14 protein-coding genes are annotated in these 14,205 nt (G+C 74.8%); 10 read left to right on the top strand and 4 right to left on the bottom strand.

Going from position 1 to position 14,205, the window contains the following annotated elements; all coding sequences use genetic code 11:
• Window positions 1-89 precede the first annotated feature (89 nt).
• The 3 genes from MXD57_RS06375 (at window position 90) to MXD57_RS06365 (ending at window position 2,660) form a co-directional block, all read left to right on the top strand.
• Window positions 90-398 carry a hypothetical protein gene (locus MXD57_RS06375; RefSeq protein WP_250400309.1) on the top strand — a complete coding sequence of 103 codons (309 nt, stop codon included), beginning with the start codon at window positions 90-92 and terminating at the stop codon, window positions 396-398.
• Between the two features lie 42 nt (window positions 399-440).
• Complete coding sequence (locus tag MXD57_RS06370) at window positions 441-2,060, top strand: ABC-F family ATP-binding cassette domain-containing protein (RefSeq protein WP_250400308.1); 1,620 nt, start codon at window positions 441-443, stop codon at window positions 2,058-2,060.
• A 279-nt stretch (window positions 2,061-2,339) separates the two neighbouring features.
• Window positions 2,340-2,660 (top strand): DUF6158 family protein, encoded by a 321-nt coding sequence (locus tag MXD57_RS06365; protein WP_250400307.1) that lies wholly within the window; start codon window positions 2,340-2,342, stop codon window positions 2,658-2,660.
• A 66-nt stretch (window positions 2,661-2,726) separates the two neighbouring features.
• On the opposite strand, the gene MXD57_RS06360 is transcribed toward MXD57_RS06365, so the two are convergent.
• Complete coding sequence (locus tag MXD57_RS06360; protein WP_250400306.1) at window positions 2,727-3,269, bottom strand: type 1 glutamine amidotransferase domain-containing protein; 543 nt, start codon at window positions 3,267-3,269, stop codon at window positions 2,727-2,729.
• 93 nt (window positions 3,270-3,362) lie between these two features.
• Window positions 3,363-3,734: a DUF2795 domain-containing protein gene (locus MXD57_RS06355; protein ID WP_250400305.1), complete on the bottom strand. Its 372-nt coding sequence runs from the start codon at window positions 3,732-3,734 to the stop codon at window positions 3,363-3,365.
• A gap of 306 nt (window positions 3,735-4,040) precedes the next feature.
• On the opposite strand from MXD57_RS06355, the gene MXD57_RS06350 reads away from it, so the two are divergent.
• The 3 genes from MXD57_RS06350 (at window position 4,041) to MXD57_RS06340 (ending at window position 7,436) form a co-directional block, all read left to right on the top strand.
• Complete coding sequence (locus tag MXD57_RS06350; protein ID WP_250400304.1) at window positions 4,041-4,808, top strand: hypothetical protein; 768 nt, start codon at window positions 4,041-4,043, stop codon at window positions 4,806-4,808.
• A gap of 229 nt (window positions 4,809-5,037) precedes the next feature.
• Complete coding sequence (locus MXD57_RS06345; protein WP_250400420.1) at window positions 5,038-6,294, top strand: aminotransferase class I/II-fold pyridoxal phosphate-dependent enzyme; 1,257 nt, start codon at window positions 5,038-5,040, stop codon at window positions 6,292-6,294.
• A complete protein-coding gene (locus MXD57_RS06340; RefSeq protein WP_250400303.1) occupies window positions 6,291-7,436 on the top strand; it encodes an MBL fold metallo-hydrolase in 1,146 nt (381 codons plus the stop codon). The genes MXD57_RS06345 and MXD57_RS06340 overlap by 4 nt, the downstream gene beginning before the upstream one ends.
• A gap of 21 nt (window positions 7,437-7,457) precedes the next feature.
• On the opposite strand, the gene MXD57_RS06335 is transcribed toward MXD57_RS06340, so the two are convergent.
• On the bottom strand, window positions 7,458-8,102 hold the full coding sequence (locus MXD57_RS06335; protein ID WP_250400302.1) for a DedA family protein: 645 nt from the start codon (window positions 8,100-8,102) through the stop codon (window positions 7,458-7,460).
• Window positions 8,099-8,890, bottom strand: a complete 792-nt coding sequence (locus MXD57_RS06330) for an MBL fold metallo-hydrolase (protein ID WP_250400301.1) — start codon at window positions 8,888-8,890, stop codon at window positions 8,099-8,101. The genes MXD57_RS06335 and MXD57_RS06330 overlap by 4 nt, the downstream gene beginning before the upstream one ends.
• Window positions 8,891-8,956: 66 nt before the next feature.
• Here MXD57_RS06330 and MXD57_RS06325 point away from each other — a divergent pair, with 66 nt between their 5' ends.
• The 4 genes from MXD57_RS06325 to dnaK all read left to right on the top strand — a co-directional run bounded on the left by MXD57_RS06325 (window position 8,957) and on the right by dnaK (window position 14,190).
• On the top strand, window positions 8,957-9,388 hold the full coding sequence (locus tag MXD57_RS06325; RefSeq protein WP_250400300.1) for a hypothetical protein: 432 nt from the start codon (window positions 8,957-8,959) through the stop codon (window positions 9,386-9,388).
• A 147-nt stretch (window positions 9,389-9,535) separates the two neighbouring features.
• Window positions 9,536-11,614 carry a phage holin family protein gene (locus MXD57_RS06320; RefSeq protein WP_250400299.1) on the top strand — a complete coding sequence of 693 codons (2,079 nt, stop codon included), beginning with the start codon at window positions 9,536-9,538 and terminating at the stop codon, window positions 11,612-11,614.
• Between the two features lie 98 nt (window positions 11,615-11,712).
• On the top strand, window positions 11,713-12,138 hold the full coding sequence (locus MXD57_RS06315; protein WP_250400298.1) for an OsmC family protein: 426 nt from the start codon (window positions 11,713-11,715) through the stop codon (window positions 12,136-12,138).
• Window positions 12,139-12,303: 165 nt separating this feature from the next.
• The gene (gene dnaK / locus MXD57_RS06310) at window positions 12,304-14,190 is read left to right on the top strand and encodes a molecular chaperone DnaK (RefSeq protein WP_250400297.1); all 1,887 of its coding nucleotides are present in this window, start codon (window positions 12,304-12,306) and stop codon (window positions 14,188-14,190) included.
• Window positions 14,191-14,205 lie beyond the last annotated feature (15 nt).

The raw sequence follows: 14,205 nt of genomic DNA, 5'->3' as shown, positions 1-14,205 counted from the left end.
GGTCTCGAAGGCGAGCCGCGCCCCCGTGTTCCCGCTGCTCGGAGACGCCGCGGCGGCCCGGCGCGGCGGGACGGGGGACAGACCGGAGGATGCCGCTCGGACGCGTCGCCAGCGTCCGACTGCCCTGGTCCCCGACCGCGGACCGTGCCGGAACGCTCGTCGTGGAAGCCCTGGAGGCGTCGAACCCGGTCGCGTACCGCGCCCCGTGGGGACTGCTGATCGACTTCGACCCGACCAAGACCGTCGTGGCGGCCGGCCGGCCGCGCGACGAACCCCTGCGGTGGATGCTCAGGAACCCGCGGGCGATGCGCGTCACCCGCCAGTCGGACCATCTCTGGGCGCGCCTTCTCGACGTCGGCCGAGCCCTGCCGCAACGGGAAATCCGTCGCCCCGGATAACGGTTTGCCCCCGCCCCCGGGCGGCCCACAGAATGCCTCCTCATGGGACATCTGGAAGCCGCGCACCTCGAGTACCACCTCCCCGACGGCAGGACGCTGCTCGGCGATGTCTCCTTCCGGGTGGGCGAGGGTGCGGCCGTCGCCCTGGTCGGCCCCAACGGCGCCGGCAAGACGACCCTGCTCCGGCTGGTCTCCGGCGAGCTGAAACCGCACGGCGGAACGGTGACCGTCAGCGGCGGCCTCGGCGTGATGCGTCAGTTCGTCGGCTCCGTGCGGGACGAGACGACCGTGCGCGACCTGCTCGTCTCCGTCGCCCCGCCCCGTGTCCGGGAGGCGGCGCGGGCCGTGGACCGGGCCGAGCACGCCATCATGACCGTCGACGACGAGGCCGCCCAGCTCGGCTACGCGCAGGCCCTCGCCGACTGGGCCGAGGCACGCGGCTACGAGGCCGAGACCCTGTGGGACATGTGCACCACCGCGGCCCTCGGCATGCCCTACGAACGGGCCCAGTGGCGCCAGGTGCGCACCCTCTCCGGCGGTGAGCAGAAGCGCCTCGTCCTGGAGGCACTGCTGCGCGGCACGGACGAGGTGCTGCTGCTCGACGAGCCGGACAACTACCTCGACGTGCCCGGCAAGCGCTGGCTGGAGCAGCAGCTACGGGAGACCCGCAAGACGGTGCTGTTCGTCTCCCACGACCGGGAACTCCTCGCCCGCGCGGCCGAGCGGATCGTCTCCGTGGAACCGGGCCCGGCCGGCGCCGACGCCTGGGTGCACGGCGGCGGCTTCGCCACCTACCACCAGGCGCGCCGCGAGCGCTTCGCCCGCTTCGAGGAACTGCGCCGGCGCTGGGACGAGAAGCACGCCCAGCTCAAGAAGCTCGTGATCAATCTCCGCCAGGCCGCGTCCGTCAGCCACGAGATGGCCTCCCGCTACCAGGCGGCCCAGACCAGGCTGCGCAAGTTCGAGGAGGCCGGACCGCCGCCGGAGCCGCCGCGCGAGCAGGACATCACCATGCGCCTGAAGGGCGGCCGTACCGGCGTGCGCGCGGTCACCTGCGCGGGCCTCGAGCTGACCGGTCTGATGAAGCCGTTCGACCTGGAGGTCTTCTACGGCGAACGGGTCGCCGTGCTCGGCTCCAACGGCTCCGGCAAGTCGCACTTCCTGCGGCTGCTGGCCGGGCAGGAGGTGGCGCACACGGGGGAGTGGAAGCTCGGTGCCCGGGTCGTGCCCGGCCACTTCGCGCAGACCCACGCCCACCCCGAACTCGTCGGCCGCACCCTGCTGGACATCCTGTGGAAGGAGCACGCCCAGGACCGGGGCGCGGCCATGTCCCGGCTGCGCCGCTACGAGCTGACCGGCCAGGCCGAGCAGTCCTTCGACCGGCTCTCCGGCGGCCAGCAGGCCCGCTTCCAGATCCTGCTGCTGGAACTGGAAGGCGTCACCGCCCTGCTGCTGGACGAGCCCACCGACAACCTCGACCTGGAGTCCGCCGAAGCCCTCCAGGAGGGGCTGGAGGCCTTCGAGGGCACCGTCCTCGCGGTCACCCACGACCGCTGGTTCGCCCGCTCCTTCGACCGCTTCCTGGTCTTCGGCAGCGACGGCCGCGTCCGCGAGACCTCCGAGCCGGTCTGGGACGAGCGGCGGGTGGAACGCGCCCGCTAGGGGGTGCCGTTCGGGCCAGGTCGGATCGGGCCGCGGCGTCCGGTGCGGGGCCTCGCAGGGCGGAGGATCCGCCGCGTACGGGGCGTACTCGGCTGATCCGACGTCGCGGCGAGGTGCCGTGCCGGGCGTCGCGGCCCCGAGCTGATCCGAACGACACCCCCGGGGCCGCGCCGGTCAAGGTTCGCGCGACGGGGCGAACCTTGACCGGCGCGTACCAGGCCCGGGCGCAGGGCAGTGCCACGTCTTGGCGCCAGGTGCCAGACAGGCCCGGGGAGCGGGATGTTCGTACAGTGGATGCAGGAACGCGAGCCGCAGACACGACACGACGAGCGGGGCACCACCATGACCGGAGTCGAGCCCAGCCGACTGGACGACCAGCAGCTCATGAAGGAGCTGGAGACGATCCACCGCACGCGTCACGACACCCTGCTGTACGGCTCCAACGACGCGCTGCGGGCCCACAACGAGCGGATGGCGCAGCTCGAGGGCGAGTACCTGCGCCGCAACCCGCGCCGCCTGGTGAGCGCGGGCCGCACCCGCGAGGGCGCCCGTGAGCGCGGCTGCGGCGAGGCGGTGGCTCCGGGCACCTCGGGCACCTGATCCGGACGTCCGTGCGCGAGAGGGCCGGCCCGCACGGGCCGGCCCTCTCGCGACGGGGGGACGGGATCAGCCCGCCGCACCGGCCACCACCTGCAGGATCGCGTCGCAGAACGCCTTGAGGTCGTCCGGCTTGCGACTGGTCACCAGTGTGTTGGAGCCGTGGTCGCAGATCTTGACCTGCTCGTCCACCCAGGTGCCGCCCGCGTTGCGGATGTCGGTGCGCAGGCTGGGCCAGGACGTCAGCACCCGGCCCCGTACGACGTCCGCCTCGACCAGCGTCCACGGGGCGTGACAGATCGCGGCGACCGGCCGGCCCCGTTCGAAGAACTCCTTCACGAAGGCGACGGCCTTCTCGTCCATCCGCAGGAAGTCGGGATTGGCCACCCCGCCGGGCAGTACCAGGGCGCCGAAACCGCCGGCCTGCGTCTCACCCACCACCTCGTCCACGGGGAAGGTGTCCGCCTTGTCGAGGTGGTCGAACGCCTGGATCCGGCCGGACGCGGTCGACACCAGCACCGGCTCGTGCCCGCCGTCGGCGGCGGCCTTCCACGGCTCGGTCAGCTCGACCTGCTCGACGCCCTCGGGGGCCACCAGAAACGCGATACGCATGCTCTCTCACTTTCGGTCCGCGGTACGGGGAACGGCCTCCTCGGCCCGGGCCCGGGCGCCCCGTTCCGCACGCCGCCGCCCGGGCCCGGCCCATCAGGCCACCAGCGCCTCGGCCAGTTGCTGCACGTTCTCGTAGCGGTGCGAGCGGGACTGTCCCGCCACCGCGTCGATCAGGGCGCCGGGGGCGTTGCGGCGGCGCAGTGCCCGGGCCAGCTCGCCGGCGCCGGCCGGGAAGGCGTGCCGCCCCAGGTGCCGCGCCAGCTCCAGCCGCACCGTCTCCAGCGACGCGCCCACCTGCCCCGGGGCGACGGGTCCGGCCCACACCTCGGGGTCGTCGTCCGCGGCCGGCTCCGGGTCGTGCCACTCCTCGGTGCGCGTCGGGTGCCCGGACCTGAGCAGGCCCCGCAGCTCGTGTTTCATCTCGTCGTCCCGGTGGACGTTCAGCCGGTCGCTGCCTCGCTGCATGGTCTCCCTCCAGAGGGTCGAAGGTGTCCGCACCGCGTACCCGTCGGCCGACGGCCGACACGGGCCTCCCGGCATTCGCGCGGTGCCTTTCCCGCTCTGCCGGGTGACCTGCTGCCGGTGCCGAAAACCTGCCGGGGGAGGGGAGACCGGGCCGCGGCGGGGCGATGTCACCCGCCCGGCGGTCCGTGTCCCGCGAATGGGGTCCGGCCGCGCGCGGCACGGCGCCTGGCGGGCTCTGATGGCAGTGGAGGGCACCGGCCGTGCCCCGCCACCGACGACCGCCGTTCTCGCCGAGGAGCCCGCCCCATGCGCCGCACCGCCCGTCCTCTGTCCGTCGCCGTCCTGGCCGGCGCCGTGCTCGTCATATCCGGGCCCACCGCGTCGGCGGACCCCCTGGCCGGGGAGAGTCCCGGCGCCGTGGGGCCCGGGGCACCGGCCGGCGTGCCCGCTCCGGTGCCGGTGCCGGTGCCGGTGCCCGTGCCCTGCGTCGGCGGCACCGGTGCGGTCCCGGGAGGGGTGTGCGCATCCGCGGAGGGGCGCGAGACTCCGCCGCCGCAGCAGGGGTCGGGGCAGACCCAGGAGCAGACGGAGGGTCAGGTCGAGGGAGAGGGGCAGGGGCAGGCGCAGGGCCAGACCGAGGGAGACGGGCAGGGGCAGGGCCAGACCGAGGGAGACGGGCAGGGGCAGGGGCAGGGGCAGGCGCAGAGCGAGGTCGAGGGAGACGGGCAGGCGCAGGGCCAGGGGCAATTGCAGCCCCCGGGCCAGAACCAGGGCCAGGGCCAGGGCCAGGGCCAGAACCAGGGCCAGGGCCAGAACCAGGAGTGTGAGGGGAGCGATCCCTGCGAGGACGGCGGCGGCGACGGATGCCGCCCGTCCGGCGGGGACGACGACTGCACGCCCGCGCACGTCGGGCACGGAGTGGCGGCGGGGCAGGGAGGCACCTTCGGTGACTCCGTCCCGGCCCTGGCGGCCGGCGGAGCGCTGATCGCCGCCGCCTGTGCCGGGGCGGGCTACCGGCTCCTCGGCCGCCGACGGCCCCCGGGCGCCCGGCGCCCGGCCGGCCCGGCACGTTGACGGGACCGACCGCGAACACCGGCCATGGCGCGCCGCCCGGCGGGTACACACCCAGCCGAGGGCACCATCCGCGGGCACCATCCGCGGGCACCGGACGCGCCGGCCCGGAGCCCCCGCACCCGGCGCCGCCGGAGCGGCCGGAGCCGGCAGGCCGGTGGGCGGCCGGGCGGAGGAGGGCACGGAACGGGACGGCGGACGGCACCACGACCACGACAGCCCGGAGGCGGACATGCGGCGCACGGACCCGGAGGGGCACGGCCCCGTCCGCTACGGGCCCCCGCTGCCCGGCGACGGCCTGCCCGTCCTGCCGGAACTCGCCGCCGCGCTCGCCGCCGCCGCGAGCCGCGCCGAGGCCCAGCCGGTCGGTGGTTCGCCGGCCCTGCTGGAGGCGGCCTGCGGCTACTGGACCCGGCGCGGGCTGTCCTGCGTCCCCGACCGGGTGATCGCCGGCCCCGGCGCCCCCGCCCTGCTGCTCGCCGTGACCGCCGCGCTGGCCGGGGACGGCGGCGACGTGCTGGTGCCGCGCCCCTGCGCCGCCTGGTGGGCGCCCTACGCCCGGCTGCTCGGCAGACCCGTGTTCCATGTGCCGACCCCTGCCGAGAGCGGCGGTGTCCCCGACCCGTACGCCCTGCTGGAGACCGTGCGCCGGGTCCGTGCCGAGGGTGGTGAACCCCGGCTGCTGGTGCTGTCGGTGGCCGACGACCCCACCGCCACCGTCGCCCCGCCCGAACTGCTGCACGAGACCGTCGAGGCGGCCGTCGCCGAGGGGCTGCACCTGGTCAGCGACGAGACGTGGCGCGACACCCTGCACGACCCGCACGGGACCGTCCTGCTCAGCCCCGCCGAGATGCTTCCCGACCGGGTCACCGTCGTCTCCGACCTGGCCGGCGCCCTGCTGCCGCCCGGCTGGCCCGCAGCCGTCGCGCGCGTGCCGCCCGGGGCGGCGGGGGAGCGGCTGCACGCGCGCGTGCTCGACGTCCTCACCGCACTGGACGCCCGGGTCGCCGCGCCCGTGAGCGTCGCGGCCGGATACGCCCTCGACGAGCCCGCGCCCGTCGCGGAGCGCCGCGAGGCCGCCGTACGCCTGCACGCGCGCGTGGCGGCCGCCGCGCACGCCGCGGTCGTCGCGGCCGGCGCCCTCGCCCGGCCGCCGCAGGCCGGCCGTCACCTGTACGCCGACCTCGCGCCGCTGGGCGAGGAGCTCGGCCGCCGGGGCGTGACGGACGCGCAGGAACTCGAGGACTTCCTCACCGCCCGGCTCGGCATGCCCGCGCCCGGCGGCCACCGCTTCGGCGACGGGCTCGGGGAGCTGCGGGTACGGCTCGCCACGGGGCAGCTGCTGGGCGGCACCGACGAGGAACGCACGGAATGCCTCACGTCACCCTCACCGTTGGAACTGCCACACGTGCACCGCGCGTTGGTCTCCTTGAGGTCGGCCTTCGACGGCCTCCGCGACGACGCTCAGCGACGGGAGCCTCCTCGATGACGCAGCAGACGCATGAGCCCCGGTCCACCACCACGACCTCCACGGCGACCTCCACGGCCTGCGGGCCCACCACGCCCGCCACGAAGGCATCCACGCCCGCGCCGGACCGGGCGGAACCAGCGGGCGGCGCGGCCGCCGCACGCGCGCCCAGGTCCGCGCTCGCGCCCCCGTTCCCCCCGCTGGCCGACCCCCGCCCGCTGGGCGAGCACCGGGTGTGGCCGCGTACCTTCCACGACCGGCTCACCGCGCCCCTGCCCGGGTTCAGGGCCCTCGCCCGCTTCGCCCGCGAGGGGGCCGTACGCCCGGCCCCCGAGGCCCTCGCCGACATCCCCCGGATCCCGTACGCCCCCGGCCCGCTGCCGAGCGTGGGCACCCGCACCCTCGCCGTCACCTGGGCGGGACACGCGAGCTGGATCGTCCGGGCCGGCGGGCTGACCGTGCTCACCGACCCCGTCTGGTCCCGCCGTATCCTCGGCACCCCGGCCCGCATCACCCCCGTCGGCGTCCCCTGGGAGAGCCTGCGGCGCGTCGACGCGGTCGTCATCAGCCACAACCACTACGACCACCTGGACGCGCCCACGCTGAACCGGCTCCCGCGCGGCACCCCGGTGTTCGTGCCCGCCGGTCTCGGCCGCTGGTTCCTGCGGCGCCGGTTCACCCGCGTCACCGAGCTGGACTGGTGGGAGGGCGCCGAACTGTCCGGCGTCCGCTTCGACTTCGTGCCCGCCCACCACTGGTCCAAGCGCACCCTCACCGACACCTGCCACAGCCTCTGGGGCGGCTGGGTCCTCACCGCCCCGGACGGGCAGCGTCTCTACTTCGCCGGCGACACCGGCTACGGCCACTGGTTCGCCCGGATAGGCCGCCGCTACCCGGGGATCGACCTCGCCCTCATGCCCGTCGGCGCCTACGATCCCCGCTGGTGGCTCAGCGACGTCCACTGCGACCCGGAGGAGGCGGTGCGGGCCACCCTGGACCTGGGGGCGCGCAGAATGGCCCCGATGCACTGGGGCACGTTCGTGCTGTCGGCCGAACCCGTCCTGGAGCCGCTGACCCGGGTGCGGGCGGCCTGGGAGAAGACGGGCCTGGACCGCGAGGACCTGTGGGACCTCCCGGTGGGGGGCTCGCGCGTCCTCGAGTGAGCCGGGCCCTGGGGCGCGCCGCTACCGCTCGGCCCGCCGAAGGCGCCGCACGGCGCCCGGCACGGCGCTGATCAGCACTGTCAGCGCCACCGCCGCGGCCACCCCCTCCCAGGGCTCCGGGAACAGGGAGCCGCCCAGGATGCCGATCACCTGGTACGTCAGCGCCCACGCCAGACAGGCCGGCAGGTTGCCCCGGGAGAACCGCCGCAGCGGCCACTCGGCCAGCAGGCAGGCCAGCATCACCGGTATCCGGCCCGCCGGGACGAGCCGGGACAGCACCAGCACCGCGACCCCGTGCTCGGCCAGCTTGCCCTGCGCCTGCCGGAGGCGCTCCTCCGGCGTCCGCGACCGGATCGCCTCCAGCCAGCGCGAGCCGTTCTTCGACCGCAGCCCGCGCCGACCCAGCCAGTACAGCGTCGCGTCCCCCAGGAAGGCCGCGAGGGAGGCCGTGACGAACACCAGCAGCAGCGAGAACGGCGCCGTCTGATGGAACGCCACCACCGCCGCCGTGCTCACCAGGGCGCCGGTCGGCACCACCGGGACCAGCGCCCCGATCAGCACGAGCAGGAACAGCGACGGATAGCCGAGCGCCTGCTGCGTGGACTCCGGCGGCACGGACCGTGCCGACGCGGCCGCCAGCGTCACCGCGCCCGGCAGCCATCTCACCGTGCGACCTCCAGCCGCAGCCGCTCCCCGTGCCCCAGCTTGTGCACCGCCACCTCCGGCGCGGTCACGGCCGCCAGGCGCACGAACTCGTCACCGGGCGCGTGGAATTCGTGCGGGCGCACGGCGTCCATGCCGATCGGCCAGTACGTGCCGTAGTGCACCGGTACCGCGGCCCGCGGCGCCAGCCGGGCCAGTGCCCGCGCCGCCCGCCCCGCGTCCAGGTGCCCCGCTCCGAGGAACGGTCCCCAGCCGCCCACCGGCAGCAGCGCCAGGTCCACCGGCCCCACCTGCTCGGCCATGTCGTCGAACAGCCCGGTGTCCCCGGCGAAGTAGGTCCGCGCCTCGCCGGTGACGACGTATCCGAGCGCCGGCGAGCGGTGCGGGCCGACCGGCAGCCGGCGCCCGTCGTGCCGTGCGGGCACCACCCGGACCAGCAGGTCCCCGACCCGCACCTCGTCCCCCGGTGCCACCTCGGTGATCCGCAGCCGCGCGAGCCGGCGCAGCGCGGGCACCGCCCGTGGTGCGCCCCGGGGTACCAGGAGGCGCGTGCCCGGGGGGAGCGCGGCCAGCGAGGGCGGATGCAGGTGGTCGGCGTGCAGATGGGACACCAGTGCCAGGTCCGCGCGGTGGGCCTCGGCGGGGGGTACCGCGCCCCGGCGGCGCCGCAGGTGCGCGAGCCGGGCGGCGAACAGGGGATCGGTGATCACGCGTGTGTTCGCATCCTCGAGTGTGCAGGTGGCGTGCCCCCACCAGGTGATCTCCACCGGTACCTCCTTCGCCTCCTTCACGCGACTCCCCCGAAGCCTACGGGCAGCGGTAGGGTCTCTGGCGAAACCCGGAGGTGGGGGGACGCCATGGGACAGTTACGGGGTGCCTCCGGCGGGCTCGCGCCGGTGCGGGTCACCGCCATCGCGAGTCTGACGCCCCTTGAGGAACTGGAGGCCGACCCCTTCCTGGTGGACTCCCGCAGTCAGCACGCCATGTGCGCGCGCTGGGCCGCGGAACGCGGTTACGTCGTCGCGCGGGAACTTCTCGTCGGCGGGCTGCGTTTCGACCACTGCGCGCTGTGGGACGGTGTGCGGTCCGGAGTGGACGTGTTCGTCGCGCCCAGCAGGCGCGTGCTGGAGCGCGCGCTGTCCTCGGTGGAGGAGTTCGCCGCCGAGTGCGCGCGGCGAGGGGTCCGTGTGGAGACGGTGGGGCGGGCCGAGCCGTCGTACGACGCGCAGATGAAGGCGCGGGTGCACCGCAGGCTGTCGATGCCGACGGCCGGCTACGACGGACGCTGAGGCCCCGCCCCGCGCCCGCACCCCCGCGGTGTACCGGCGCGCCGCCCGGCCGGGAAGCGTCCGGCCCGGAAGCGCCCGGCCCGGTGTGACAAGGTGGGAGCCGGGGCCCGGTCGGTCGAGCGGGGCGGGACGTGAGGTGTGCGGGGCGTGCGGGACGTGCGGTGGCGGCGGATCGCCAGTCAGATCGGGCGGAGCGCCACGGTGTGGGCGGTCTCCACGCTCACCATGCTCGTGCTCGCCGGTCTGCTTCCCGACTTCAGGCTCCAGTCCGCCGACGGCGACAGCGCCACCCGCATAGCCGTCACGGCCGCCTGCGGTGCCGGGGCCTTCGGGCTGCTCTCGGCCGTGGTCTGGCCGCTCCTGGTGCGGCTGCTGCTGCTCGTGCCGGCCCTCGTCCTCGGCCTGCTGGTCTTCTTCCTCAACGGCTCGCTGCTGCTGCTCGCCCTGCGCCTCAACCCCTCCGGCCGGCCCGAGGCGGCCCCGGAGACCGCCGTCGTGGTGGCCGCCGTGATGTCCGCCGTCGCCTCGGCCACCGGCGCGGCTCTCGCCGTACGCGACGACGACGCCTACCGCAGCCGGCTGCTGCGCCTCGCCGACCGCCGCAGGAGAGCGAGCCCGCCCTGCGCGGACACCCCCGGCCTGGTCTGCGTGCAGCTCGACGGCGTAGGCCACGACGTGCTCACCGACGCGGTCCGCAGGGGTCTGATGCCCACCGTCGGCCGCTGGCTGGCGACCGCCGACGGTATGCGGCCCACCCACCGGCTCACCCCCTGGCGCACCGACTGGTCCAGCCAGACCGGAGCCAGCCAGCTCGGCATCCTGCACGGCAGCACCTTCGACGTGCCCGCCTTCCGCTGGTACGAGAAGGACCGCGGGGAAGTCATGGTGTGCAACCGCCCGACCAGCGCCGCCGAACTCCAGCGCCGCGCCGTGCGGCGGACCGGCGACGGCGGGCTGCTCGCCGTGGACGGTGCCAGCCGCGGCAACCTGTTCAGCGGCGGCGCGGGCGAACAGGCGCTGGTCCTGTCCATCGCCATCCGCCGCCGGGGCCGGGAGAACCGGTCCCGTGCCGGCTACTTCGCCTACTTCTCCGATCCGGCCAACGCCGTGCGCACGGCCCTGTCCTTCGTCGCCGAGGTGGTCCGCGAGATCGTCCAGTCCACCCGGGCCCGCGTCCGCAAGGAGCGGCCCCGCGTCGGCCGGGGCGGTCTCTACCCCTTCGTGCGCGCCTTCGCCACCGTCGTCGAGCGCGACGTCGTGGTCGCCGCCGTGCTCGGCGACATGCTGGCCGGCCGCAGCGCCGTCTACGCCGACCTCGTCGCCTACGACGAGGTCGCGCACCACTCCGGGCCGCGCGGCCGGGACGCCGAGAAGGTGCTGAAACGGCTCGACCGGTCCCTCGCCCTCATCGAGAAGGCCGCCGAGCACGCACCGCGCCCCTTCCGCGTCGTCGTCCTGTCCGACCACGGCCAGAGCCCGGGCGAGACCTTCCGTTCCCGCTACGGTCTCACCCTCGGCGACCTGGTCCGGGCCGGCTGCGGACTGCCCGTGCCGCGCCGCGCCGGGCGGACCCGCAGCGGCGCCGAGGCCCGCGCCGCGGTCCGGGCCGCCCTGGGCCGGCCCGAGGAGGTGAACGGCGACGGGCACCGCCCCGCCCGGGGCACCGAACCCGTCGTACTGGCCTCCGGGAACCTCGGCCTGGTGTCCTTCCCGGACGTGCCCCACCGCATGACCCGGGAGGAGATCGACGCCCGCCACCCGGGCCTGCTCACCACCCTCGCCAACCACCCCGGCATCGGGTTCCTGCTGGTGCGCAGCGAGGAGCACGACGGCCTGGTGCTCGGCCCGTACGGCACCGAGATCCCGCTGGCCCGCCTGGACGCGGAGCCCGGTCCGCTGGCCGGCTTCGGCCCCGGTGCCGCGGACGCCGTCCGCCGCACCCACTCCTTCCCGCACACCGCCGACATCATGGTCAACTCCTTCCACGACCCCGCATACGGCGAAGTCCTCGCCTTCGAGGAGCAGATCGGGTCCCACGGCGGTCTGGGCGGCGACCAGTCCCGGCCCTTCCTGCTCTCGCCGCTGACCCTGTCCGCACCGGCCGCCGACGGCGTGGAACCGGTCGGCGCCGAGCACGTGCACCGTGTTCTGCGGCGCTGGCTGTCGGAGGCGGACGGCCCGCAGGTGCCCCTCCCCACGCGCGCCGAGGAGGACCGGGCCGCCTGAACGGCGGGTGGCCCGGTCCGCGGGGTGCGGCGCCCCCGAGTGTGATCGGATGGGACGCGGTACCCGAACAACCCGGACCCCCATGGAAAGGAAGAGCCGTGGCAACCACGCGCACCGCACACACCGTCTGGGAAGGCAACCTGCTCGAGGGCAACGGCGTCGTCCACTTCGACTCCTCCGGCATCGGCCAGCAGCCGGTGTCGTGGCCGTCGCGCGCCGAGCAGGCGAACGGCAGGACCAGCCCCGAGGAGCTGATCGCCGGCGCCCACTCGAGCTGCTTCTCCATGGCGCTCTCGCACGGCCTGGCCGGCGCCGGCACCCCGCCCACCCGTCTGGAGACCAAGGCCGACGTCACCTTCCAGCCCGGTGAGGGCATCACCGGCATCCACCTCACCGTCCGCGGCGAGGTGCCGGGCCTGGACGAGGACGGCTTCCGCTCGGCGGCCGAGGACGCCAAGAAGAACTGCCCGGTCAGCCAGGCCCTGACCGGTACGGCCATCACCCTGACGGCCGAGCTGGCCTGACGCCCGTCGGCCCCGCCGGTGCCGCGTGCCCACCGGGTGCGCGGCATCGCCGTTTCCCGGGTACCCGCGCATTGACAAGAGCGCACCCGCGTCCTGTGCTGGAAGGGCGGCAGGCGTCCTGGCGGCTGCGTCCCGGCGGAACCTCCTGGCGGAAGGGGACGGACCATGACACGTGCGGTCGGGATCGATCTCGGGACGACGAACTCGGTGGTGGCCGTCCTGGAGGGCGGCGAGCCGGCCGTCGTCGCCAACGCGGAGGGCGCGCGCACCACCCCCTCGGTGGTGGCGTTCGCGAAGAACGGCGAGGTGCTGGTGGGCGAGGTGGCCAAGCGGCAGGCCGTCACCAACGTCGAGCGCACCGCCCGCTCGGTCAAGCGGCACATGGGGGACGCGCGCTGGCGCTTCCCGGATCAGGGCTCCGTCGACGGCAGCCGGCTGCGCGCGCAGGAACTGTCGGCGCGGGTGCTGCAGAAACTGAAGCGGGACGCCGAGGCGTACCTCGGCGAGGACGTCACGGACGCGGTGATCACCGTCCCCGCCTACTTCGACGACACCCAGCGCCAGGCCACCAAGGAGGCCGGGGAGATCGCCGGCCTGAAGGTGCTGCGGATCATCAACGAGCCGACGGCCGCCGCCCTCGCCTACGGCCTGGACCGCGGCGAGGAGCAGACCGTGCTCGTCTTCGACCTCGGCGGCGGCACCTTCGACGTGTCCCTGCTGGACATCGGGGACGGCGTGATCGAGGTGAAGGCCACCAACGGCGACACCCACCTCGGGGGCGACGACTGGGACCAGCGGATCGTCGAGTACCTCGCCAAACGGTTCAAGGGGCAGTACGGCATCGACCTCGGGGCCGACAAGATGGCCGTGCAGCGGCTGCGGGAGGCCGCCGAGAGGGCCAAGATCGAGCTGTCCTCGTCCTCCGAGACGTCGATCAACCTGCCCTACATCACCGCCTCCGCCGAGGGCCCGCTGCACCTGGAGGAGAAGCTGACGCGGGCCCAGTTCCAGGAGCTGACCGAGGACCTGCTGGACCGCTGCAGGAAGCCGTTCCACCAGGCGGTCGCGGACGCGGGCGTGCAACTGTCCGCCGTCGACCACGTCATCCTGGTCGGTGGTTCCACCCGGATGCCCGCCGTCACCGGCCTGGTGAAGGAACTCACCGGCAAGGACCCGCACAAGGGCGTCAACCCCGACGAGGTCGTCGCGGTCGGCGCCGCGCTCCAGGCGGGCGTCCTGCGCGGCGACGTCAAGGACGTCCTGCTGCTGGACGTCACCCCGCTGTCCCTGGGCATCGAGACCAAGGGCGGCATCATGACCAGGATGATCGAGCGCAACACCACGATCCCGACCCGGCGTTCGGAGATCTTCACCACCGCCACCGACAACCAGCCCTCGGTCGGCATCCAGGTCTACCAGGGCGAGCGCGAGATCGCCGCCTACAACAAGAAGCTGGGCGTCTTCGACCTGACCGGGCTGCCGCCCGCGCCGCGCGGGGTCCCCCAGGTCGAGGTCGCCTTCGACATAGACGCCAACGGGATCATGCACGTCTCCGCGAAGGACCTCGCCACCGGCCGTGAGCAGAAGATGACCGTCACCGGCGGGTCCGCCCTGCCCAAGGACGACATCGACCGCATGATGCGGGAGGCCGAGCAGTACGCCGAGGAGGACCGCAAGCGCCGCGAGGCCGCCGAGACCCGCAACCAGGCCGAGCAACTCGTCTACCAGACCGAGCGGTTCCTCCAGGACAACGCCGACCGTGTGCCCGCGGAGACCCGCGCCGAGGTCGAGGAGGCGGTCACCGGGCTGAAGACCCTGCTCGGCGAGAACGCCGACACGGCCGCCCTGCGCACCGGGGTCGAGAAGCTCGCCGCGGTGAGCCAGCGCATGGGCCAGGCCATGTACGCGAACGCCTCGACCGGCGCGGCCGGTTCCGGAGCCGCGGCCGGTTCCACCGGGGAGCGGAGCGCGTCGGAGGAGGAGCAGGAGGACGGCGTGGTGGACGCGGAGATCGTCGACGACGAGCGGGACGCCAGGGGCGGAGCGGCCTGAGCCGGGCGCCGGCTG

The organism is Streptomyces cellostaticus, from assembly GCF_023630175.1.
GTDB lineage: Bacteria > Actinomycetota > Actinomycetes > Streptomycetales > Streptomycetaceae > Streptomyces > Streptomyces cellostaticus_A.
Note: the sequence above shows the minus strand (reverse complement) of the source record. Positions and strands in the feature narration are given on the sequence as shown.

Bases quoted from the DNA above. Each gene is read 5' to 3' on its own strand.
- MXD57_RS06375 (WP_250400309.1), top strand. From the start codon at position 90: ATGCCGCTCGGACGCGTCGCCAGCGTCCGACTGCCCTGGTCCCCGACC.
- MXD57_RS06370 (WP_250400308.1), top strand. From the start codon at position 441: ATGGGACATCTGGAAGCCGCGCACCTCGAGTACCACCTCCCCGACGGC.
- MXD57_RS06365 (WP_250400307.1), top strand. From the start codon at position 2,340: ATGTTCGTACAGTGGATGCAGGAACGCGAGCCGCAGACACGACACGAC.
- MXD57_RS06360 (WP_250400306.1), bottom strand. From the start codon at position 3,269: ATGCGTATCGCGTTTCTGGTGGCCCCCGAGGGCGTCGAGCAGGTCGAG.
- MXD57_RS06355 (WP_250400305.1), bottom strand. From the start codon at position 3,734: ATGCAGCGAGGCAGCGACCGGCTGAACGTCCACCGGGACGACGAGATG.
- MXD57_RS06350 (WP_250400304.1), top strand. From the start codon at position 4,041: ATGCGCCGCACCGCCCGTCCTCTGTCCGTCGCCGTCCTGGCCGGCGCC.
- MXD57_RS06345 (WP_250400420.1), top strand. From the start codon at position 5,038: ATGCGGCGCACGGACCCGGAGGGGCACGGCCCCGTCCGCTACGGGCCC.
- MXD57_RS06340 (WP_250400303.1), top strand. From the start codon at position 6,291: ATGACGCAGCAGACGCATGAGCCCCGGTCCACCACCACGACCTCCACG.
- MXD57_RS06325 (WP_250400300.1), top strand. From the start codon at position 8,957: ATGGGACAGTTACGGGGTGCCTCCGGCGGGCTCGCGCCGGTGCGGGTC.
- dnaK (WP_250400297.1), top strand. From the start codon at position 12,304: ATGACACGTGCGGTCGGGATCGATCTCGGGACGACGAACTCGGTGGTG.